Below are 21,498 nucleotides of genomic sequence, written 5' to 3'. Positions count from 1 at the left end.
ACCGTTAGCCGTTCCCTTTAGTGGGGTAACTTTCCGTCAATGATATAATTGGCGGCGGTGTTGGCATTAGCCGGATGCAGCAAGACATTGCCCAGCAGCAGGTTAATGTCATTGCCCGGTCCGGCGAAGAGGGTAACGCCATCCATGTTGATGTCAGTCACCTCATAACCCATCAACTGGTAGTTGGCGGATGCCTCCAGGTTTTTGCCATCCTTGATCAGTACATTACCAAAGATCACGCTCACATCGGCGTATTGGCCGTTGGCAATGACCTGTTGGGTCTGGTTGGCGTCACCCGCCCACAGCAGGGCAGTCGCACCCGCCTCGATGCGCGCATAACTGCCGTAGGTTGGCGTCGCCGTCAGGGTGAAGTCCACCATGTTGGCCAGGTCGCCCAGGCGCACCGCCGAGGCCGTCATCACACCCAGGTGGTTGCGGTGGCGCACGCTGACGAAGTAATCACCCGCTTGCATGTCAGCGAAGGTGATGTCGGCACTGCCGGACTGCGCGTCCACCAGGTCGCCATCCCGCTGCACCATGACCGCCTGCGTTTTCAGGATGGTCTTCGGGTCAGCCGCATCGCGCAAGTCCACCAGCATCCAGTCGACGATGGCATTGTCACCTTCCAGGGTTGCCATGTACGGGTTCAGGGTTTCCGCTCCCGCATGGCTGGTCGGCGCGGCTACGTAAGGCTGATTCACCGGCAAGATGCCCTGTGTGCGCAAGTTATCTGCCATCAGGCCGGTATCGCTGTTGTAAGCCCCTTGCAGGAAGGCGCGTGCTTGCAACTTGATGGTTGGCGTCGGCTCATTGAGATCCGTGACGCTCACGATGACGATCTGCTCTGCGCAATTGCCTTGCGTGTCGCAGGCTTTTATTCCCACGATATAGGTATTGTCAGTATTGGCATCGGTCGGTTTCTCAAAGTCTGGCGTTTCCTTGAAGCTCAGCTTGCCGGTTGCCGGGTCAAGCGTGAAGTTTCCGTTATCCAGCCCGCCGGAGAAACTGAATGTCAGGCCTGTGCCTGGGCTGGCCTCGATATCCATGACCATGCCGGTGCTATTTTCCGGGACAGAAGCCGTGTTCGGCGTGGTAAAGACTGGCACATGATGCACCACCACCGTAAAGCCGGTTGATGCCTGGTTGCCAGCCGGATCGCTAACGCTGGCCGCCAACAGGTTTTCACCGTTTGGCAGGTCGGTATCGGGCGGGCAAGTCCAGCGGCTATCCGCAGCGGTGGTTGCCGTACACAATGTGTTGCCATCCTTGTCAGTGACAGTGACGATTGCGCCAGTCCCCGCATCCGTAGTGCCGGCAAGGGCAGGGCGTGGTTCATAGCTGTACGGGATCCCCACGGCGGTGATGACCAATGTTGTATCTACAGTCAGGTCGCGGTTGGCCGTTGCCGGGTTGCCTGCGGCATCGCTGACATCTGCCTTGAGAGTGGTCATGCCGTCGTTCAGGGCTTGCGCATCTGCCGCCGGAACTGTCACCGTCCAGGTGCCATCCGCTGCAACAGTGGTGCTGTAGGGTTTGCCATGAAGCGCCAGGGTGACTGTACGATCAGCTTCCACGCCACTGGTGATGCCACTGATGCTGACCGGGCTGGCAGCCTCGGTAGCATTCAGGATGTCATCGGTAGCGATGGCATTGATGGCGATGGTTGGAGCCGTAGTGTCCACCGTGACATCGAAGCTGTCGCTGGCGGTATTGCCCGACAGGTCGGTGACGCTGGCAGTCAGGGGTGTTACCCCTTCAGCCAGTGCAGTGGACGGTACGCATGACCATGTGCCGTCTGCCTGGGTGGTTGCCTGACAAACGCTTGCTCCACCCGCATCCTTGACCGTTACCAACGTGCCGTCCCCTGCATCCGTCGTACCGGACAGCAATGGCAGAGTGTTGTTGGTGGCCGGAATGTCATTGCCAGCGAGGGCAGGTGGGTTGATGTCAATGATCAGATCGCGGGAGGCTTGCGGTGCTGCATTACCTGCCCGGTCTTTGACATCCGCGGTAACGGTCTGGGTGCTGTCAGCAAGAGAGGCAAGATCCGCAGTCGGGATACTGACCAACCACTGGCCACCGGTTGTGATTTGGGTGGTGTAGGTTTTTCCACCCAGCGTCACGCTCACGGCCTGGTTGAGTTCAGCATCCGTGTTCCCCTGGATAATTACAGGGGCGCTTGCTTCAGTAGCGTTGACGCGGTTGTCAATAGCGATGGGGGCAATCGAGATGCTGGGTAAGCCGGTATCAACCGTGACCACAAAGGTGTCGTTGGCGCTGTTGCCTGCAGGGTCTGTTACCGTGGCGGTCAGGGTGACTGTGCCAGATGGCAGGTTGGCCTCCGGTGTGCAAGACCACTTGCCATCCGCTGCGACGTCGGCGCTACAAACCGGGTTGCCTGCGCTGTCGGTAACATTGACCGTCTGGCCGGCTCCGGCAGTCGTGATGCCTGTCAGTGGTGGTTTCGGGTTATTGGTAACGCTGATGTCCTGTGCCAGGATGGTGGGCGCGGTCTTGTCCACTGTCACGTCACGGATAACCGGCGTGGCGGCATTGCCCGCCGGGTCTGTGGCACTGGCAGTGACCGGTTCCGTACCTTCGGTCAGGGCCGCAACATCCACAGTCGGGATATTGGTTCCCCACTTGCCATCTGCGCCCACGGTAGCCGCATAGGTTTTGCCGTTGATGAACAGGGCAACGTTTTGGCCAGCAGCCAGCCCGATGCTGGTACCACTGACGAGCACCGGAGCATTAGCTTCTTGTGCATTGATGCGGTCATCGTTGCTGATGGTATCAATGGTGATCACTGGCGCGGTCAGGTCAATGGTAACGCTTCCCGTGCCAGTGCCAGGGTTGCCCAGATCGTCAATGGTGCTGACAGTCAGGTCATTCTGGCCTTCAGGCAGGTCAGTCGCGGGTACGCAAGACCATGTGCCGCCCGCTTGAGTGGTAGTGGAGCAGACGGTTGCGCCGTTGGCATCGGTGACGGTTACGGAAGCGCCTTGCGGGGCAGCCGTTGTACCGGACAGCAGAGGCCGCGGGTTATTAGTCGCCGGGACATCCGTCAGGGTAATCGCCGGGCCGGTCTGGTCGATGGTCAGGTCGCGGCTGGAGGTAGGCGCTGCGTTCCCGGCCAGATCCTTGACATCGGCTGTCAGCGGCATAACGCCGTCTGGCAACAGGGCGGCATCGGTGGCCGGGATAACGGTCGACCACTGGCCATTCGCCCCAACAGTGGCGGCATAGGTCTTGCCGTTTACCCCGACAGTGACGGTCTGGCCGATTTCTGCATCGGTGAAGCCACTGACCGGAATATCGTTGGCGGCTTCGGCTGCGCTGATGATGTTGTCACCAGCAATAGTGTCGAGGGTGATGCTCGGTAAACCGGTATCCACATTGGCCGTGAAGGTGTCACTGGCCGGGTTGCCAGCCGGGTCGGTGACAGTGGCGGTCAATGTGTTGTTGTTGGAAGGCAGGTTGCCGGTTGGGGTGCATGACCATACGCCATCCACGCCGACGGTGGTGCTACAGACAGGATTCCCTTGACTGTCCGTCACGCTCACGGTTTGGCCTTCACCAGCGGTGGTATTGCCGGATAGTGGCGGGGTTGGGTTGTTGGTAATGTCAACGTCTTGTACCTGGATAGTAGGCGCAGTTTTGTCGATGGTAGCGTTATGGTTAACCTGCTGTGCCGGATTACCTGCCTTGTCGTTGGCATCAGCGGTTACGCTGATTTGGCCTTCAGGCAGGGCATCGATGATTGCCGTCGGCATCATGACCGTCCAGTGACCATCTGCTTGTACAGCGCTGGAATAGGGTTGGCCATTGAGTGTGACGGTAAGCGTCTGCCCCGGCTCCAGCCCTGTGCTGGTTCCTGTTACGGGTACATCAGATTTGGTTTCCAGGGCGTTGATGTAGTCATCGCTGGAAATGGCCGTGATGGTGATAGCAGGTGGTGTAATGTCGATCAGGGCGGTAAAAGTATCCGTGCCGGTGTTGCCTGCGGCATCGGTAGTACTCGCCAGTAGCGTGTTGTTGCCTTCAGGCAGCGCAACGGTTGGTGTGCATGACCAATCGCCATTTACAGTCACGGTCGCTGTACACACTGAGGCATTGTTGCCGTTGGTAACAGTGACGGTGGAACCTTCCGGCGCGTCGGTTGTGCCGCTCAAGGCAGGTTGCGGGTTATTGGTGGTGGGTACATCAATTCCCGTGATGGCTGGGGCAATGGTGTCCACGGTCACGGTGTGCGGGGTGGCCGGTGAGGTGTTGCCCGCCGGGTCGGTCTGGGTGGCATTCAGTGGATTGTCGCCCTCAGGCAGCGGGTTGGCCGGTGTACAAGTCCAGTCGCCGTTGGCGTCCACGGTGGTGGAGCAAACGCTAACACCGTTGCCGTCCTTCACGTCCAGGGTCGCACCCGGTTCGCCCGTGCCGGTGATGTCCGGCGTGTTGTCTGCCGTGACAGCCGGGCCGCTCACAGGCGGTGCAGCCGGTGGGGTAGTGTCCACGGTGATGTTGCGGGTTGCTTGAGTCGCCGGGTTGCCCACCTTGTCGGAAACATCAGCGGTTACAGTAACCGGGCCGTTGGCTAATGTGGCGACATCCGCTGTTGGTACTGTGGTAGACCAGGTGCCACCACTGGCAGTGCCAGTGTAGTCTTTGCCGTTGAGGTGTAATGTCACTGTCTGGCCATCTTCAGCATCGGTAGTACCGGTAATTGGCAGGTCGGTACTCGCTTCCGCTGCATTAATGATGTCATCAGTAGCGACGGCATTAATGCCGAGAGTTGGAGGGGTGGTATCGGCAACGCGCCAGCTAACGTTGGTGTTGTCATTAGGATAAGCTGCCATGATATCGGTAATGTCGGCGTTGGCGGAACCGTATTGTGCATCATTGTCGTCCACCGCTGTATCCAGCCCGTCATTGTCCTGGTCTGTGTGTTGCAGGATGACGCCCGCTTCCTGGGTATCAGGTGCATTGTCGCCATCACTATCCAGATCACGCAGGTCAGGCAGTGCGTCTGCGTCGGTGTCTACCGGGTCAAGCCCCAGTTTTACCCAGTTGCCGTTGACATCTTTCTCTGTGTAGTTGTCGATCAGCCCATCGTTGTCGGTATCTGCACCTGGTGCAATATAAGCCGCAGTGCTTTGCGCTTCGATGTTATCCGGAATACCGTCGCCATCCGTATCAAGGTCGCGGTAATCAGGTAGGTTGTCGTTATCCGTGTCGTTGGTGCAACTGCTGGCATCCGGCACACCTACATACAATCGGATCGAATCGCCGAAACCTGTCGTGGCATCCTGAACTGACAGGCGTATTTTGGTGACGCCTGCCGGTAAGTGATTCCAGAACGCACCCAGTGAGTTGTAGGAATTCACGCCGTCCGGGGTAATGGTAATAATGCCAGTGGCTGTATCCAGCGAGAGGGCTTCGTTGTATGGTTCGCCGGTTGTCGTGTTTTTTCCGCCCTGAATTGCGTACTCGGTTCCCATAAAGTTCATGGTTGCGAGATTCATGGGTTGACCGGCGCTGTCCAGTAACTCCAGCTTGTATTTGTAAGGGTTGGTCGGTGTGCCTGCTGCGAGATTCTCAATGCCGAAAGTCAATTCATGTGTCAGTGTAAAGCCAGAAAGATCCAGTGTGATGGCTGTACCGTTGTTAGCTCCGGCTGCTCCACTACCGACCCCTAGAATGGAACGGCCTTCGATAGTTGGGTCGGACGTGCCAAACAAGGCAGTGTATTCATGGGGTGGTGCAATCGGGCTGTTATACAGCTTGCCAATCGGCATACCGCTGCCCAACTCAGCCAGAATCGAGCCATTCGGGTGCTGGTAAGAAGCTGTTTGCACATTGCCATCGCCATTCGCAGCGCCCAGCACCCAGCGGCCTTCTGACCAGCCACAGACATTTTCGGTGACATCCGGAATGCCGTCATTGTCGCTGTCGCGGTCAAAGTTGTCGGCCACGCCGTCGCCGTCGGTATCCGCCGTGCCTTCGTCAGCGTCGAGGAAGCCGTCGTTGTCGTTGTCGATGTCGGTGGAGTCCGGAATACCGTCTTCGTCTGAATCCATCACATCAAACGTAGCTTCGTCGTTGTCCGGTACGCCGTCATTCAGGTCGTCATCCGCAAAGCTCAGGGACGGGTTGGAGTTGTTGTCTACCTGATCGGTGGCAGAGACTTCCGCCGTGAAGAGGTAAGGGCCGCTGGCCCCGACGGTAGCCGTCAGGCTCAATGTGGTCGAGTTGCCGTTCGCCAGGTCACCGCTGTTCCAGATGCCGGTTCCGGGGTCAAAGGTTCCCGCGCCATCGTCTGAAGCGTAAGTCAGCCCTGCCGGTAGAGGAATGGATACTTGGATACCGGTTGCGGTGGATGGCCCCTGGTTGTTCAGGGTCAGGGTATAGGTGACAGTTTCTCCCGGTAGCGGGTTGGTTTTGTCGGCGGTTACCGCTAAACCCAAATCGCTGGCAAAGTCACCCCGGCAACTGGCTCCATCATTGCCCGAGGCAGGTGACAGCCCTTCGGCTATGACAGATTGTGAGTTATCGGTAATGTCAACACGGTAGAGGTTGCCGGTTAAATTGCTGATGCCGTACAGGTTGTTGGCGCTGTCGAAGAATGTTGCACCGAAAAGCTCGCCTGCTTTATCGCTGACCTTCGTTACCATACCGGTTGCCGGGTCGATGGTGTACAACATGAGGTCATTAGTATTAATGGCGTAGAGCAGGCCGTCTGCCGGGTTCCACGCCCAGTCGCCGGTCTTGAATGATTGGGAAAGCGTGACGGTCGTGCCGCTGCGGGTGGCGACATCAATAATATGCAATTGGTCGTCACTGCCACCTTTCATGTACAGCTTGCCGCTGTCGTCCATGTCGCCCGCTGATGTGCCGGTGATGGTAACGCCGCTGACCGCGCCCAGCTTGACGGCTTTGCCGGTGGCGTCAATCACTACCAGTTGTTGGTCATCGGTAGAAATGCCGTACAACAGGTTGTCCTGGGTGTTGTAGCCCATGGAGTTGTAGGAAACCCCGTGGCTGTCATCGCCGATTGAAGTGGCGCTAGCTCCAGAACTGGTAACCGTAATGCCCATCAGGGTTGCAGGGTCGTAAAAGTCGGGTGTGGTGCTTTGGTAAAGCGTGCCGTCACAGGTAAACGGTGGGGCGGTGTCAGCGTCGGCGTCACGGAAGTCAGGTTGAGCGTCATCGTCCACCGCCGCATCAGTATCCGGGAGGTCGCCAGCACCGTTGTCCAGCGAGCCATTCACATCCGCATAGGTTTCACCTGCATCGACATTGCCGGATTCGGTGGCATCGTCACCGCCTTCGTTGTCGGAATCGGTATCCAGGTAGTCTGGTTCATCTGCGTTGTCTGTATTGACAGGGGTCAGACCTGCGCCATAGGCAGAATCCAGGCCGTTATTGCCAGCCGCATCACCATTTGGAGCAACATAACTGCCGGTAAGTTGAGCTTCGACGTTATCCGGGATGCCGTCGTTGTCGGAGTCAAGATCCAGGTGGTTGTAAATGTTATCCGCATCGTCATCCCTGACTCCGGATACGGTCAAGTGGAACCCTGCGAAGTTATTGATTCCATCCACCTTGTCAATTCTATTTACGTGTTCAGCAACAAAACCGCTTGCTTCTTGATTTGTGCTGATGTCGAAAGCTGCGTTGGCGGTGGAGCTACCCCGCAGGATTATGACGTCATTCGGCACAATACGGGTGGCGTAGGTTATTGTCACATCACTACTGCTTTTTACAGTCCAGCTAAAACCGGGTTGGACGCCAACGGCCTGGAAGCGAACGGTGTCATTAATATTTAACTGAACGGCTTCAGCAGCCCCAAGGGTCAGGTGGATGGTGCTGGGTTGTTCAAAGGCAAAATTAACCGAGGTTGTTTTCAGATTGGTCAGGGGGCCCATCTCACCCCATTTGATCAGGCTGCCGTCAGCCAGTAAGTCACCCCCTTCTGGGTCATCAGTGCTGAAGCCTGAAACGGTAACATCCGCAACAGTTTCGTTGTTGGTTGTTTGGATATATATACCACCTGAGGTTGTCAGCCCCGTGAAGTCAACCGGGCTGACAGTTGGTCGCTCGATGGAATCCGGGATACCGTCGTTGTCATCATCCAGGTCGCTGATATTGTTGATGCTATCGCCATCCGTGTCTAACGGGATTGCATCGGTTGCATCCAGCCAGTTGGGGATGCCGTCGCTATCGTTGTCCCCCGTCCCTTCGGCATCATCATTCGTGCCGTCACCATCCGAGTCATCATCCAGGAAGTTGTAGATGCCGTCGTTATCCACGTCTAGGTCTGGCTGGCTGTCGCCGTTGATGTCCGTGCCACCTTCCAGGTCGTCGCTGATGCCGTCGCCGTCGGTGTCGCTGGTTCCCGCCACCGTGATCGGGCCGCAATCGGTGGTGAATTCGATATTGGCTGGAAGGGAACTGACCGTTCCGTTATTGGCCCAGCCTGCCAATTTGAGGATTTGCCCGGAGCCGCCTTTGAGTTCACCGGTAATAGTCAGGGCAGTGACTTCCTGCAAGGTTCCGCCCGCAGACATGTCGAGTACGCCGCCACTGCTGATAGTTACTGCCTGGCAGTTCATGTCTTGGGTTGCGCCTGCGCCGATAACCGTTGTGGTTCCATCGCCGATGGTCTGGTCTGCCGAAACGGAGGGTGGCAGTGCCAGGATGGCGAGCAAGGCGGAAACGGAAGTGAGCAAGAGGGGCTTGCCAGTACATGGCAAATCCGGATGTGGGAATCTGTTCATGGATACGCACCTGTTTATTGTTGTGATAGGGCAATAGTGGGGGCGAAGCACCCCCACCGATGCGTTTGCTGTTATTTCAGTTTGGCTTCGAGTGCGTCGATGCGTTGCTGCTGCGCTTCGATTTGCGCTTGCTGTTCTTTCATGCCCTCAATCAGTAGGGCGACGAGGTTGGCGTAAGAAACGCTCTTGGTTTTGTCTTCATCATTAGCGGTTTCTACCACTTCTGGCACGACCTTTTCTACCTGCTGTGCGATCAGGCCAAGTTGGGTGTCGGCGTCCTTGCCGGTAGGGTCTTTCCATTTAAACGTGACGCCTTGCAGTTGCTTGACTTTAGCCAGTGCCTCCGTGACGGGCTGAATGTCGGTTTTCAGGCGTTCATCAGAGCTTTGGGTAACGGTTCCGGCAACTGCCAAGTTAGATTGGACTTGTGTACCATCTTTGTATTCACCGTTCCAGTTGAGAACTAGCCGATCATTGCCTGTAGCGATTGCACCGACCAGTGCTAGGTTTCGAGAATCACCGCCTGCGGTTGTCGGGCCACCCTGAATCCAGACATCATAGCTTGCATTATAGTTTGTACGGATACCACCACCTTCAACTTCCAGTTTTGAGGCGGGGTTGGTTGTACCGATACCTACTTTGCCGCCTTTGAAAATGCTCATCAGCATATTATTACCAGAAGCAACACCTAAGGATTGCACACCATTACTACCGTCGTATTCGGTAGTCAATGCCATGTCGTCCCCGCTACCGTTGCCACGCTCCATGATGATTTGCCCCAGATTACTTGTATTGGTACTCGTATTGCGCGTCACCAAGACATTGCCACTATCTCGCACGGCAAAGGTTGCCCCACCAAATAAGCCCAAACCCCCGTTAGCATCTTTTACGTCCAACTTGCCTGATGGTGCAGCGTTGCCAATGCCAACGTTACCAGTAGCGTTGATAATGATCCCTTCTGTGCCACCATTGCCGACTAACTTATTAGCAGCAAGGTCAATGTTTTTGGTGGCCGTATGATCGCCGAGGTTGTCGGCAGAACCGCCACCGCCCGCAGCTGCGCCGATTTTTTGCAAGGTGAGGTAGCAACGGCCTACCGAGCAGCTAAGGTTCTGGTCTGTGGTGCTGTGGTTGTAATAGCCGTAGACCTCGACGGTATCCCCCTCATTCAGGTTGGCCAATGTGTAAGCTGATGAAGTTACGACGTTTGCGACATCAACGAAGGCGCTGGTGCTTGTCTTGATACCATTGATGTAAATTGCGGTATAGTCCGATCCTTCATCTTGAAAAATATTGGTTTTTGCAAAAATTTCATAGAGTCCTGCTTCTCCGGCGCCAACGGTAAAGGTTCCGTTGGTGAAAGTGCTGTTCGCAAAACTGTTGATTTCCGGGGAGGCGCTCCATTCCGTATCCATTTTCCACCAATCATTATGGGTTTGGGTGGTCGTGGTGTCGTCAGTAGTGATTTTGAATGCCATCGCAGTACCGGCATTTCCTGCGGCAAGGCTGGCGGAGGTGGTGCAGTTTTCGCCGTTTTCGTCGCAGTAGTGTTTGGCGCCGACAGCACCTTCCACATCCAGCTTCAGAGCTTGACCGCCGTTGGCAGTGCCGTCGCTGGGCGTTGCCGTGCCAATGCCGACGTTGCCGTTGCCGTTGATGCGCATCAGTTCGGTTCCGGCGGGCTGGTCAACGGTGAAGGCGTCGGTGGCTGCGGGCAGGGTGATTTCCACATCGCCTGCCATGGCAGAGGTGCTGGCAAGGATGGCTTGGACGGCCATAAAAAGCAGGAATTTATTGATTTTCATTGTTTAACCCGTATTATTTTATTGTTGTTTCAGTTGTTTTTCCAACGCCTCAATGCGTTGCTGCTGTTCTTTCATCCCCTCGATCAGCAATGCCACGAGGTTTTCATAACGGATGCTTTTCGTGCCCATCTCGTCATTGCTGGTATCAACAACTTCAGGAATCACTTTCTCAACCTCTTGGGCAATCAAGCCAAGTTCGGTACGTGTACCGCGTGCCTCATCTTTCCATGTGTAGGTCACGCCTTGTAATTGACTCACCTTATCTAATGCACCTTCCACAACCTGAATATCTTTTTTCAAGCGAACGTCCGAAGTGGAGCAGGAGCCGCCGTGTGTAATAGTGCCATCTGGGGTGCGGCATACGTAGTTTCCTGTTGACCCTGCTGCCAAACCTTCAAATTTGACTCCACCGATGATGTGCAGTTTTTCTGTAGGTGTCATTGTTCCAATGCCAACTTTGCCAGCCTGGGTAACAACAAGGTGACGCTCTGTATTACTGCTAACACCATCATTATTGGTGTCGGTAAGTATGAAAAATGACCCTTGAGGATCATCTGGATCCGTGGTGGTATTGATGAAGCCAATATTACCCAGCATTTTGTCAGTTGGAGAAACGCCAGACATGATGCCATTGCCGTGACCCACCGTGGTGTATGCAGTATTGCGTTTCAGCAGTATTGACCCGCCGCCGTTGTCTACTTCGAGGCTTCCATTTACATGCAGTTTTGTGGCTGGTGTTGCCGTGCCAATACCGACGTTGCCAGTCGCGTGATCAAACATCATGCCGTAGTTCACGAGAGTGCCGGTATCGGTAAAATTTGCCAGATAGGTTTTGCCATCGTCATTGCGTATGACAGAGCGTTGCAAGTCAGCAGTAGCTCCCATATCCCTCAGCTCCATTTCGCCACGGGTTCCGCCCTTGGCGGCCAGGGTGGCTGTGCCTGTTGAGCCAGCGACTTCCAGAATGCCACCTGTAGTACCTGTACCCACCTGTAAATGGGCATAACCACTGCTGTCAGTATCAGCGACTTGTAAATCTGTTGTCGGGCTTGTTGTGCCGATGCCGACATTGCCAGTGGTATCGGCATATATTCTGGATGCGTTGGCAGTCGAATCGAAAAGGGAAAATCCACCAGATGCTGTATTTTGCAGTCTCCATTGCCTGACACTGTTAAGCAGGGCCAAGCGGGATTCAGAAGCATCATCCGTACTTACGATAACCTCTGTATTGCCGCTGTCCTTACTGATATCGAGGGAATTTCTTGGGGTGGTGGTGCCGATGCCGACGTTGCCGGTGGCATCAATGGTGATACCTTCCGTACCGCCGTTGCCGACCAGTTTGTTGGCGGCGAGGTTGATGTTCTGGGTGGCGGTATGGTTGCCAAGGTTATCGGCTGCGCCGCCGCCGGTTGCGGCTGCGCCGATTTTCTGTAAGGTGAGGTAGCAGCTACTGATGGAACAGTTATTGCGTGCATCGGTTGTGCTGTGGTTGTAGTGTCCGTATATCTCAACCGTATCCCCTTCTACTAGGTTGACCAGAGCATAAGCCGGTGAGGGCACAACGCTAAGACCGTCAATATAGGAGCTGCTGCCGACGCTTAATCCGTTGACATGGATAGTCGTTTGGTCTCGCCCTTCATCTGCTGCAACGTTGGTTTTTGCAAAGATTTCGTATAGACCGCCTTCACCCGCGCCAACAGTAAAAGCGCCATTGGCAAATGTACTGTTGCTGAAAGTGTTGATTTCTGCTGTTGTATCCCATTCGGCATCCATTTTCCACCACTCGTTACGGGTTTGAACAGTGGTTGTGTCGGTACTCGTGACCTTGAAAGCCATAGCAGTACCAGCGTTCCCGGAGGCAAGGCTGGCGGCGGTCTGGCAGTTTTCGCCGTTTTCGTCGCAGTAGTGTTTGGCGCCGACAGCACCTTCTACATCCAGCTTAAGAGATTGGCCGCCGTTGGCAGTGCCGTCGCTGGGCGTTGCCGTGCCGATGCCGACGTTGCCAGCGCCGTTGACGCGCATCAGTTCGGTTCCGGCGGGCTGGTCAACCGTGAAGGCGTCGGTTGCGGCGGGTAGGGTGACTTCCACATCGCCTGCAAAAACAGGTGTGGCGGAAAGCAGCAGGATAGATTGGATGGTGGCGACCAGGAGAAGCTTTTTGGTATTCATGTTGTTAGCCTTTGTTGTTTTGTCTGTCAGAGCGTAAGCGTTACTAGCAATGGTCTATTCAGTCTTTTTTATGGTATATGTTCATGACCGCGCAGAAGCCGTATGAAAAATTATGCAGCAATGATCCAGCATAAAAGAGCTTGGCGGCAATAAAAAACAGATAAGTGGATGATGTGTTAGGAACGTGCACGAAAACAACTTTCCAGGGTTAATCCATGAAGGTGTAGGGCGCGTAATGGGCTACGCGAATCCATGTATTGTGGGGCAGGCTACCCCCCCCAAACACCACTGCCATTAAGTTAAGGATTTTGGTTAGCTGTAGGTCGGGCTTCAGCCCAACAACTTCCCCGCCAAAACATGAAGAATGTCGGACTGAAGTCCGACCTACGGGGCTTAACTTAATGGCAGTGCCCCCAAACACTGATTGTCGTTCCGTGAATGTGTTCATTACGTCGCCAGATTTTTTCTTCCTACGGTATGTTTTCCCGCCGGTCGAAAATGATCAGGTGAGCCTCTTCGGCCTTGCATTTGGCGGCGTAATCCGCTGTTTGTCCAGTCCTTCCGCCAGCGTGGCTTCCAGTGATTTGTGCAGGATTTTCAGCTCCAGCACCACCCGCTGGACTTAACCGTGATAGCCGTCGGCTTCGCTGACCGGCCATTCCAGGAACAGGTCGGTGCGGCGTCTGCCCAGCCCGTATTCGCGGCTGATGCGCCCACCGCCGTTGATGATACGTTGCAGGAAGGCTTGCCGCAGTAATTGCGGCCCAGCTTCCTTGTGGGCGAAGCGCTTGATCCAGCTCTCGGCGTTTTTGCGGAAAAACTGCTGGAAAGCCGCCAGCAGTTTGGGCATGCCGATGCGCCGCGGTGGGGTCAGATACCATGTTTGTTCGTGGGTAATGGTGATTTGGCTTGTCCAGGTCAGCAACATATCCCACGCCGTCGGTTGGCAGGGTTTTGTCACTTGTCTGGCCTGCCATCGTATACCCACTCAGGCACACCGAAGGCTGCATACAGAGCCTGATCTGTACGAGGGTAAATATCGGCTGCTTACTTCTTGGGCTGCAAATTGGAAAGAATACTTTCCTGCATTTTCTGCCACGTCTGCATGTTCTGCTCGCCCACCTTCAGCCAGGTATCCAGTGGCGTGCCCGCCAGAATCTTGTGCATTTGCTCCTGCATGGCGGCTTGCTGCTGGTTGAACAGGTGGACGCTTTGCGCCATGTATTCGGTGAAACCCTTGCGGGTGGTGTCGCTATAGTTGCGGATGAATTGCTCCAGGATTTCGGCGCTGAACAGCGGTTGCCCGCCCGATTCCTGTTCCATGATGATTTGCAGCAGGATACTGCGGGTGATGTCTTCACCTGACTGGCGGTCGATCACCTTGAAGGGGAGTTCCTTCAACACCAGATCGCGCACATCGTTGAGGGTGATGTAGCAGCTCTGGGTGGTGTCATACAAGCGCCGGTTAGGGTATTTCTTGATAATGCGTTCTTCGGCCATAGGGTCATTCGTCAGGGCTAGTCTGTGGTGAGTCAGGTTTTCAGGCTGCCTTCTGGTGCAGCTTCTGCGTTTGATTCTATAGGTTAACGTTTTGTTATGCACACAAAAACCATGCCTTTATGCACAAAAGCGGTGAATGATTGGCAAGAACAGGGGATTGTGGAGGGGGTAGGGGCGAAAAATCTTCCGCCCCTACAGTCATCAATGGATGAATTGCCCACCATTGGCGGAGATGTTCGCGCCAGTGATGAAGCCGGCGTTGTCAGAAGCCAGGAAGGAAACGATCGCGGCCATTTCTTCCGGCGTGCCCAGACGGCCTACCGGGATTTGCGCGATAATCTTGTTGCGCACGTCTTCGGCAATCGCCATCACCATTTCCGTGGCGATGTAGCCAGGGGACAGGGTATTGATGGTTACGCCTTTGCGCGCGACTTCCTGCGCCAGCGCCATGGTGAAACCGTGTACGCCTGCTTTGGCCGCGCTGTAGTTGGTCTGGCCAAACTGGCCTTTCTGGCCATTGATGGAGGAGATGTTGATGACGCGGCCAAAACCACGGTCAGCCATCTGGTTGACGAATTGGTGGGTGACATTAAAGATGCTGTCAAGGTTGGTTTTCATCACCGCTGCCCAATGTGCCGGGGTGATTTTCTTGAAGGTGGCGTCACGGGTGATGCCTGCGCAGTTGACGATGATGTCGACCTGGCCGAAATCGGCTTCCACCGCTTCTTTCAGTTTCACGCAGTCATCATAGCTGCTGACATCGCATGGGTAGATGGTGACTTCATAATCCTGCTTTTCCTGCCATGCTTTCGCTTGCTCTTCCGGCTCGAAATAGGTGGTGACAACCTTGTAGCCGTCTGCCGCGAATTGCTTGCAAATGGCGTTACCGATACCGCCAGTACCACCTGTTACCAGTGCAACTTTACTCATGAATTATTACTCCTCAAAATATAATTTAAATTGCTTCAACTGCCATCGCCACACCCTGGCCGCCGCCGATGCACAGCGTCGCCAGACCTTTCTTCGCGCCGGTGCGCTTCATGCCATGCAGCAGGGTGACCAGCACGCGCGCGCCGGATGCGCCAATCGGGTGGCCGAGGGCAATCGCGCCGCCGCTGATGTTGACCTTGTTCAGGTCGAAACCAAGGCTTTCGTTGACGGACATGGCCTGTGCCGCGAACGCTTCGTTGGCTTCGATCAGGTCAAGGTCAGCCACGCTCCAGCCCGCTTTTTCCAGGCATTTGGTGGTGGCGGGGATCGGGCCGGTGCCCATGATGGCCGGGTCAACGCCCGCGCTGGAGAACGACACGATACGTGCCATTGGGGTCAGGCCGAGTTCTTTTGCTTTGGAAGCGGTCATCACAACCACGGCTGCCGCGCCGTCGTTGATGCCGGAAGCGTTGCCGGCAGTCACAGTGCCATCCTTTTTGAAGGCAGGGCGTAGTTTCGCCAGAGAGGCGGCAGTGGTGCCAGCACGCGGGAATTCGTCAGTGTCGAACACCAGCGGGTCGCCCTTGCGCTGCGGGATTTCGACCGGGATGATTTCATCGGTGAATACACCAGCTTTTTGCGCTGCTTCGGTTTTTTGTTGGGAGCCAGCGGCGAATTCATCCTGCGCTTCACGACTGAAGCCGTATTGGCCGGCGATATTTTCGGCAGTAATGCCCATGTGGCAGTCGTTGAAGGCGCACCACAGGCCATCCTTGATCATGGTGTCGACCATTTTCCAGTCGCCCATCTTCTGGCCGTTACGGGAACCGGGCAGGACGTGGGCGGAAGCGCTCATGGTTTCCTGGCCACCCGCGATTACGATGTCAGCATCGCCACAAGCCACCGCCTGATAGGCCAGATGTACGGCTTTCAGGCCACTGCCGCAGACTTTGTTGATGGTCATGGCCGGAACCTCCACTGGCAGGCCAGCCGACAACACTGCCTGACGGGCAGGGTTCTGGCCAACACCAGCGGTCAGCACCTGACCGAGGATGACTTCGTTGATTTGCTCAGGTTTCAGGCCGGAACGTTCCAGCAACCCTTTAATGACTTTTGCGCCGAGTTCGGACGCAGGAATGGAGGAAAGGGAACCGCCAAAAGTACCAAGTGCAGTTCTGCCTGCGGCCACGATAACAATATCTTCGCGCATGAAACGTTCTCCCAGGGTTAAAATCCTATTGATCCTTGTGGTGTAATGCTACAGTTGTCAACAATAATACCTTACGGTTTGTTTTTGCAAGCCGTATATGAGTAAATCTGTCAACAATGTTGCGACGCACAAAATAGCATGTTAAGCTTGTGAAAATCAACCTTTTTTACGCGGAGGATGGGAGCAGTGATGGAAGCTTGGTCTGAAGAAATGATGAAAAATTGGTCTGACACGCAAAAACGTTATTGGGATGCCTGGTCGGATCTGGCCAAAATGGGGCAGCCTGGTGCACAAGCCATGCCCGGCATGGGCGTTCCAGCCTGGACGCAAGGGCTGGAGCAATGGTGGAAGGCGGTCAGTCAGCACACCACGCCAGGTGCATCTACAGATGCTTTTCAGCGCATGGTGGATATGGGCAAGACCTATATGAACCTCGCCGAAAACGCCTACAGCGTGCAGAAAGCTGGCTCCACCGGCGCAGAAGCCATGAATGCGTGGATGGATGCGATGGAAGCCGGTTTCCGCAATTGCTGCACCCAGCTGGAAGCGGGCAAGTATACCGCCCATGGTTTTGGCGTTGGCCAGGCAGCACTGGATAGCTGGAAGCACGTGCTGGAAAGCATGGGAATGCAGGCATTCCAGCAAATGGGTGCTGGTGGTTTCCACATGCCGACTTCCGAAAACTGGCAGGAGCAACTGCACAAGATGCTCGCTACTCCAGCGGTCGGTTTCAACCGTGAGTCGCAAGAGCGTTTGCAGGAGCTGGCGCAACTGGGGGCTAACTATCAGGAAGCGATGGATGATTATCTGGAGGCTTTCGCCAAACAGGGTATTGAATCCGTGACTGCCTTGCGCGCACGCGTCACCAAACTGCGCGAGGAAGGCAAAAAGATCAACACCTTGCGTGAACTCTACGACTTATGGGTGGATGTAAATGAAGAGGTCTATGGCAAGTTCGCCATGACGGATGAATATCAGGTGGTGTACGGCGATTTGGTGAATGCATTGATGACGCTGAAGCAGGGCATCAATGCTGAGATGGATAGTGCATACGAGGCTGCCAATCTGCCAACCCGCAAGGATATGAACGCCGCTTTCCAGAAGCAGCAGGAAATCCGCCGTGAAAACCGTTCCCTGCGTAAGCAGTTACAGGAATTGGCGCGCAAGGTTGATGCCATGGCGGCGGCTCCTGCACCAGTTCCAATGCCAGAGACAGCACCTGAGGCTGAGGCTGAGGCTGAGGCTGAGGCTGAAGAAGTGCCTGCTGATACCAAACCCAAGGCCGTTGCCAAACCTAAAATCACCCGTGCCAGCAGCAAGAAGCCTGCCACGTCTGCCTGACCTGATCATCGGACTGAATTCAAGGAGAACGAATATGCCGTTTCAAATGCGTCCAGATGAAGTTCTGAACGAAGTTAAAGCCTTCAACGAGAAGCTCGCCCAGGGTATGACCAACCTGATGGAAGTTGGCGAGATTTCCAGTGGCGTTACCCCGTCCGAGGTGGTGTATCAGGAAGATAAGCTCAAGCTGTTGCGCTATCAGGGTACTGCCGAGCCAACCAATAAAGTGCCGGTATTGATTGTGTATGCGCTGGTTAACCGCCCCTATATGACCGATATTCAGGAAAATCGTTCCACTATCAAGGGTTTGCTGGATTCCGGGCAGGATGTGTACTTGATCGACTGGGGTTACCCGGACGCGTCTGACCGTTACCTGACCCTGGATGACTACCTGAATGGTTATCTGGACAATTGCGTCGATGAAATCTGCGCCCGTCATGGTGTCGATGCCATCAACTTGTTGGGAATCTGCCAGGGTGGCGCTTTCAGCCTGTGCTACACCTCCATGCACCCGGAAAAGGTCAAGAATCTGGTCACCATGGTGACGCCGGTCGATTACCATACGCCGGATAATATGCTCAGCCATTGGGTGCAGAATGTGGATATTGACCAGTTGGTCGACACCATCGGCAATATTCCGGGGGAAATGCTCAACTGGACATTCCTCAATCTGAAACCTTACCAGTTGATGGGGCAGAAATACTTGGGCATGGTTGACGTGATGGGCGACAGCCAAACGCTGAAAAATTTTATGCGTATGGAAAAGTGGATTTTCGACAGCCCGGATCAGGCGGGCGAAACCTTCCGCCAGTTCATCAAGGATTTCTTCCAGCAGAACAAATTGCTGAAGGGCGAAGTCCAGATTGGTGATTATACGGTTGACCTTAAGAACATTACCGCGCCTGTGCTGAATGTGTTTGCTGAGTACGACCATCTGGTGCCGCCGGATGCTTCACGTGCGCTCAAGGGTGCGATTGGTTCGTCTGATTATACCGAGCTGTCTTTCAAGGGCGGCCATATCGGTATCTACGTCAGTGGTAAAGCGCAGAAAACCATTCCGCCCACCATTGGCGAGTGGCTGACGGCGCGCAGCTAAAAAAATTCGGGGTTGCAGCTATATGGAGCTTGACGCCACGGCAGATGCTCCGTATAGTTCGCGCTCTTGATTGAGGAATGGATTCAGCATATCCTGCCTCTTTACAGTCGGAGTATAGCGCAGCCTGGTAGCGCACCTGTTTTGGGTACAGGTGGTCGGGGGTTCAAATCCCTCTACTCCGACCATTTTCAAATTCATCAACTCTGCGCCCGTAGCTCAATTGGATAGAGCAACGGCCTTCTAAGCCGTAGGTTGCAGGTTCGAGCCCTGCCGGGCGTGCCACTTCCCCGTCCCGCAGGCAACAGTTTTCAGTGGTGACTGTAGCTCAGTTGGTAGAGCACTGGATTGTGATTCCGGTGGTCGTGGGTTCGAGTCCCATCAGTCACCCCACTTATCCCCCTTGCTTAATGTTATACAAGAGCATTTCTGCTGTGTATAATCGCCTCCTTTACGGTTTCTGGTCAGGCTTGCTGATGGGGAACCGGTGACTGAATACGTGCGAGAGTGGCGGAATTGGTAGACGCGCTGGATTTAGGTTCCAGTGCCGTAAGGCGTGAGAGTTCGAGTCTCTCCTTTCGCACCATCCCATCCAACCAATAGTTATAAATGATGCCTGCGTCCTGTGGCGGCAGGCGCTGATGAGGTTTTTTTACATGCAAGTTTCAGTTGAAACAACCGGTAACATTGATCGCAAGATGACAGTGGCAGTCCCTGCCGAGCAGATTGACAAGGAAGTGGATAAGCGCCTGAAGGGCATGGCCGGTCGTGTGCGGATTGATGGTTTCCGCCCAGGCAAGGTGCCTTTTTCCGTGGTGAAAAAGCGTTACAGTGATTCCGTGCGTTTTGAAGTGGTGGAAAAACTGCTGGGTTCCAGTTTCCAGGAAGCGGCTGGCAAGGAAAACCTGCGCGTTGCAGGTCTGCCGGAAATCGACCTGAAATCCATGGAGGCAGGCAAGGATCTGGAATTTGTTGCCACTTTTCAGGTGTACCCGGAAATTGTTATCGCTGGCGTTGAAACCTTGGCTGTCACTCGTCCGCTTGCCGAGATTACAGAGGCCGACATTGACAAGATGGTTGACGTTATCCGTAAGCAAAACCAGGAGTGGCAGGAAACTGACCGTGCCGCCGCCGCTGGCGATATGGTAAAGGTGGACTTTGCTGGTAGCGTTGATGGTGAGGCTTTTGAAGGGGGAGCAGCCGAAGACTATGCGGTCGAACTGGGTGCAGGCCGGATGTTGAAAGACTTTGAAGATGGTCTGCTGGGCATGAAGGCTGGCGATGAAAAGACTATCGACGTGGCATTCCCTGATAACTATCAGGCGGATAACCTGAAAGGTAAAACGGCTCAGTTCAAGCTCACCATGAAACAGGTACGTGCACCTGCCCTGCCGGAAGTGGATGAAGATTTCATCAAGAACTTCGGGGTGGTAAGTGGTTCCGCCGACGAATTCCGTACCGAAGTCAAAAAGAACATGCAGCGCGAACTGGATGGAGCCATCAAGACCCAGCTCAAGCAGCAGGTAATGGATGGTTTGGCTGACCTGCATGCAATTGATATTCCCAATGCGCTGGTGAAGGATGAAATCCGTTACATTCGTGATGAGTTCTCGCAAAATACCGGTACCAAAGCAGATAATCTGCCGGATGAGATGTTTGTGCCGCAAGCCGAGCGCCGTGTCAAGCTGGGGCTGATCGTGGGTGAAATCATCCGCCAGAACAACCTGCAACGTGACCCTGCGCGCGTCGAGGCGATGCTGGAAACTGTCGCTGCCAGCTACGAAGACCCGGATGCCCTGAAAAATTATTACCGTGGCAACCGTCAGGCCATGCAAACCATTGAAGCGGCAGTCATGGAAGAAATGATTGTTGAGTGGGCGATGGAAAAGGCGACAGTGACCGATGAAAAGCGTGACTTTGACAGTGTCATGAACCCGGACAAGCAAGGGCAGGCTGCGGCCTGAGTTGCTGTACATAAATAAGGTAGGTTGTAATGTTTGGAAAAAATCCGATTGAGCCACGCGCTGTTGGCGTGCCAATGGTTATCGAACAGTCCGCGCGCGGCGAGCGCGCCTTCGACATTTATTCCCGTTTATTACGGGAACGCGTCATTTTTTGTGTGGGCGAAGTTGAAGACTACATGGCCAACCTGATTGTGGCGCAGTTGCTGTTCCTGGAGTCGGAAAATCCGGAAAAGGACATTCATCTGTATATCAACTCTCCGGGTGGCGTTATTACCTCCGGCATGGCCATCTATGACACCATGCAATTCATCAAGCCGGATGTCAGCACCTTGTGTATTGGCCAAGCGGCCAGTATGGGTGCTGTGTTGCTGGCGGGTGGGGCCAAGGGCAAGCGTTTTGCTTTGCCGCATTCGCGGGTGATGATCCATCAGCCGCTGGGTGGTTTCCGTGGTCAGGCGTCCGATATCGAGATTCACGCCCGTGAAATCCTCAAGATGCGTGAAGAGTTGAACCGGGTGCTGGCCAGCCACACCGGTCAACCGCTGGAGCGCATTGAGCAGGATACCGACCGGGATAATTTCATGGATGCGCCAACGGCGTGTGAATATGGCTTGATAGATGAGGTGTTGACAGTCCGTTCTTGATGCACCGAACCGGATTTGTGATCCTTTTATCAGAAAACAGCCTGTTTTTGCAGGCTGTTTTCGTGTCTGGA

General features: G+C 54.9%; 11 protein-coding genes and 4 tRNA genes. 8 read left to right on the top strand and 7 right to left on the bottom strand.

Features of this window, described 5'->3' with window-relative positions; all coding sequences use genetic code 11:
* Window positions 1–17: 17 nt before the first annotated feature.
* The 7 genes from THINI_RS07790 to THINI_RS07760 all read right to left on the bottom strand — a co-directional run bounded on the left by THINI_RS07790 (window position 18) and on the right by THINI_RS07760 (window position 16,385).
* Window positions 18–8,771: an Ig-like domain-containing protein gene (locus THINI_RS07790; RefSeq protein ID WP_002708078.1), complete on the bottom strand. Its 8,754-nt coding sequence runs from the start codon at window positions 8,769–8,771 to the stop codon at window positions 18–20.
* 71 nt (window positions 8,772–8,842) lie between these two features.
* Complete coding sequence (locus THINI_RS07785; protein ID WP_002708077.1) at window positions 8,843–10,576, bottom strand: tail fiber domain-containing protein; 1,734 nt, start codon at window positions 10,574–10,576, stop codon at window positions 8,843–8,845.
* A gap of 18 nt (window positions 10,577–10,594) precedes the next feature.
* Window positions 10,595–12,745 (bottom strand): tail fiber domain-containing protein, encoded by a 2,151-nt coding sequence (locus THINI_RS07780; protein ID WP_002708076.1) that lies wholly within the window; start codon window positions 12,743–12,745, stop codon window positions 10,595–10,597.
* A 622-nt stretch (window positions 12,746–13,367) separates the two neighbouring features.
* On the bottom strand, window positions 13,368–13,706 hold the full coding sequence (locus tag THINI_RS26390) for a hypothetical protein (protein WP_245536591.1): 339 nt from the start codon (window positions 13,704–13,706) through the stop codon (window positions 13,368–13,370).
* Between the two features lie 86 nt (window positions 13,707–13,792).
* Window positions 13,793–14,245, bottom strand: a complete 453-nt coding sequence (phaR, locus tag THINI_RS07770) for a polyhydroxyalkanoate synthesis repressor PhaR (protein WP_040839248.1) — start codon at window positions 14,243–14,245, stop codon at window positions 13,793–13,795.
* Window positions 14,246–14,446: 201 nt separating this feature from the next.
* The gene (phbB, locus tag THINI_RS07765) at window positions 14,447–15,175 is read right to left on the bottom strand and encodes an acetoacetyl-CoA reductase (RefSeq protein ID WP_002708074.1); all 729 of its coding nucleotides are present in this window, start codon (window positions 15,173–15,175) and stop codon (window positions 14,447–14,449) included.
* A 25-nt stretch (window positions 15,176–15,200) separates the two neighbouring features.
* Window positions 15,201–16,385 carry an acetyl-CoA C-acetyltransferase gene (locus tag THINI_RS07760; protein ID WP_002708073.1) on the bottom strand — a complete coding sequence of 395 codons (1,185 nt, stop codon included), beginning with the start codon at window positions 16,383–16,385 and terminating at the stop codon, window positions 15,201–15,203.
* A 189-nt stretch (window positions 16,386–16,574) separates the two neighbouring features.
* Here THINI_RS07760 and phaE point away from each other — a divergent pair, with 189 nt between their 5' ends.
* From phaE to clpP, 8 genes are all read left to right on the top strand, one after another.
* Window positions 16,575–17,726, top strand: coding sequence for a class III poly(R)-hydroxyalkanoic acid synthase subunit PhaE (gene phaE, locus THINI_RS07755; protein ID WP_002708072.1), 1,152 nt, complete (start codon window positions 16,575–16,577; stop codon window positions 17,724–17,726).
* 34 nt (window positions 17,727–17,760) lie between these two features.
* On the top strand, window positions 17,761–18,822 hold the full coding sequence (locus THINI_RS07750) for a class III poly(R)-hydroxyalkanoic acid synthase subunit PhaC (RefSeq protein ID WP_002708071.1): 1,062 nt from the start codon (window positions 17,761–17,763) through the stop codon (window positions 18,820–18,822).
* Window positions 18,823–18,930: 108 nt separating this feature from the next.
* A tRNA-Pro gene (locus THINI_RS07745) sits at window positions 18,931–19,007 on the top strand.
* Between the two features lie 20 nt (window positions 19,008–19,027).
* Window positions 19,028–19,104: transfer RNA gene (locus THINI_RS07740), tRNA-Arg, on the top strand.
* Between the two features lie 32 nt (window positions 19,105–19,136).
* A tRNA-His gene (locus THINI_RS07735) sits at window positions 19,137–19,212 on the top strand.
* A 108-nt stretch (window positions 19,213–19,320) separates the two neighbouring features.
* Window positions 19,321–19,405 (top strand) — tRNA-Leu (locus THINI_RS07730).
* A gap of 70 nt (window positions 19,406–19,475) precedes the next feature.
* Window positions 19,476–20,783: a trigger factor gene (gene tig, locus THINI_RS07725; RefSeq protein WP_002708070.1), complete on the top strand. Its 1,308-nt coding sequence runs from the start codon at window positions 19,476–19,478 to the stop codon at window positions 20,781–20,783.
* 29 nt (window positions 20,784–20,812) lie between these two features.
* Window positions 20,813–21,427 carry an ATP-dependent Clp endopeptidase proteolytic subunit ClpP gene (gene clpP, locus THINI_RS07720; RefSeq protein WP_002708069.1) on the top strand — a complete coding sequence of 205 codons (615 nt, stop codon included), beginning with the start codon at window positions 20,813–20,815 and terminating at the stop codon, window positions 21,425–21,427.
* The last annotated feature ends 71 nt before the right edge of the window (window positions 21,428–21,498 follow it).

The sequence above is a fragment of the Thiothrix nivea DSM 5205 genome, assembly GCF_000260135.1.
Lineage (GTDB): Bacteria > Pseudomonadota > Gammaproteobacteria > Thiotrichales > Thiotrichaceae > Thiothrix > Thiothrix nivea.
This window is presented reverse-complemented; position numbering and strand designations above follow the sequence as displayed.

Excerpts from the sequence above, each read along its gene's own strand:
- THINI_RS07790 (WP_002708078.1), bottom strand. The coding sequence starts at position 8,771 with ATGAACAGATTCCCACATCCGGATTTGCCATGTACTGGCAAGCCCCTC.
- THINI_RS07785 (WP_002708077.1), bottom strand. The coding sequence starts at position 10,576 with ATGAAAATCAATAAATTCCTGCTTTTTATGGCCGTCCAAGCCATCCTT.
- THINI_RS07780 (WP_002708076.1), bottom strand. The coding sequence starts at position 12,745 with ATGAATACCAAAAAGCTTCTCCTGGTCGCCACCATCCAATCTATCCTG.
- phaR (WP_040839248.1), bottom strand. The coding sequence starts at position 14,245 with ATGGCCGAAGAACGCATTATCAAGAAATACCCTAACCGGCGCTTGTAT.
- phbB (WP_002708074.1), bottom strand. The coding sequence starts at position 15,175 with ATGAGTAAAGTTGCACTGGTAACAGGTGGTACTGGCGGTATCGGTAAC.
- THINI_RS07760 (WP_002708073.1), bottom strand. The coding sequence starts at position 16,385 with ATGCGCGAAGATATTGTTATCGTGGCCGCAGGCAGAACTGCACTTGGT.
- phaE (WP_002708072.1), top strand. The coding sequence starts at position 16,575 with ATGGAAGCTTGGTCTGAAGAAATGATGAAAAATTGGTCTGACACGCAA.
- THINI_RS07750 (WP_002708071.1), top strand. The coding sequence starts at position 17,761 with ATGCCGTTTCAAATGCGTCCAGATGAAGTTCTGAACGAAGTTAAAGCC.
- tig (WP_002708070.1), top strand. The coding sequence starts at position 19,476 with ATGCAAGTTTCAGTTGAAACAACCGGTAACATTGATCGCAAGATGACA.
- clpP (WP_002708069.1), top strand. The coding sequence starts at position 20,813 with ATGTTTGGAAAAAATCCGATTGAGCCACGCGCTGTTGGCGTGCCAATG.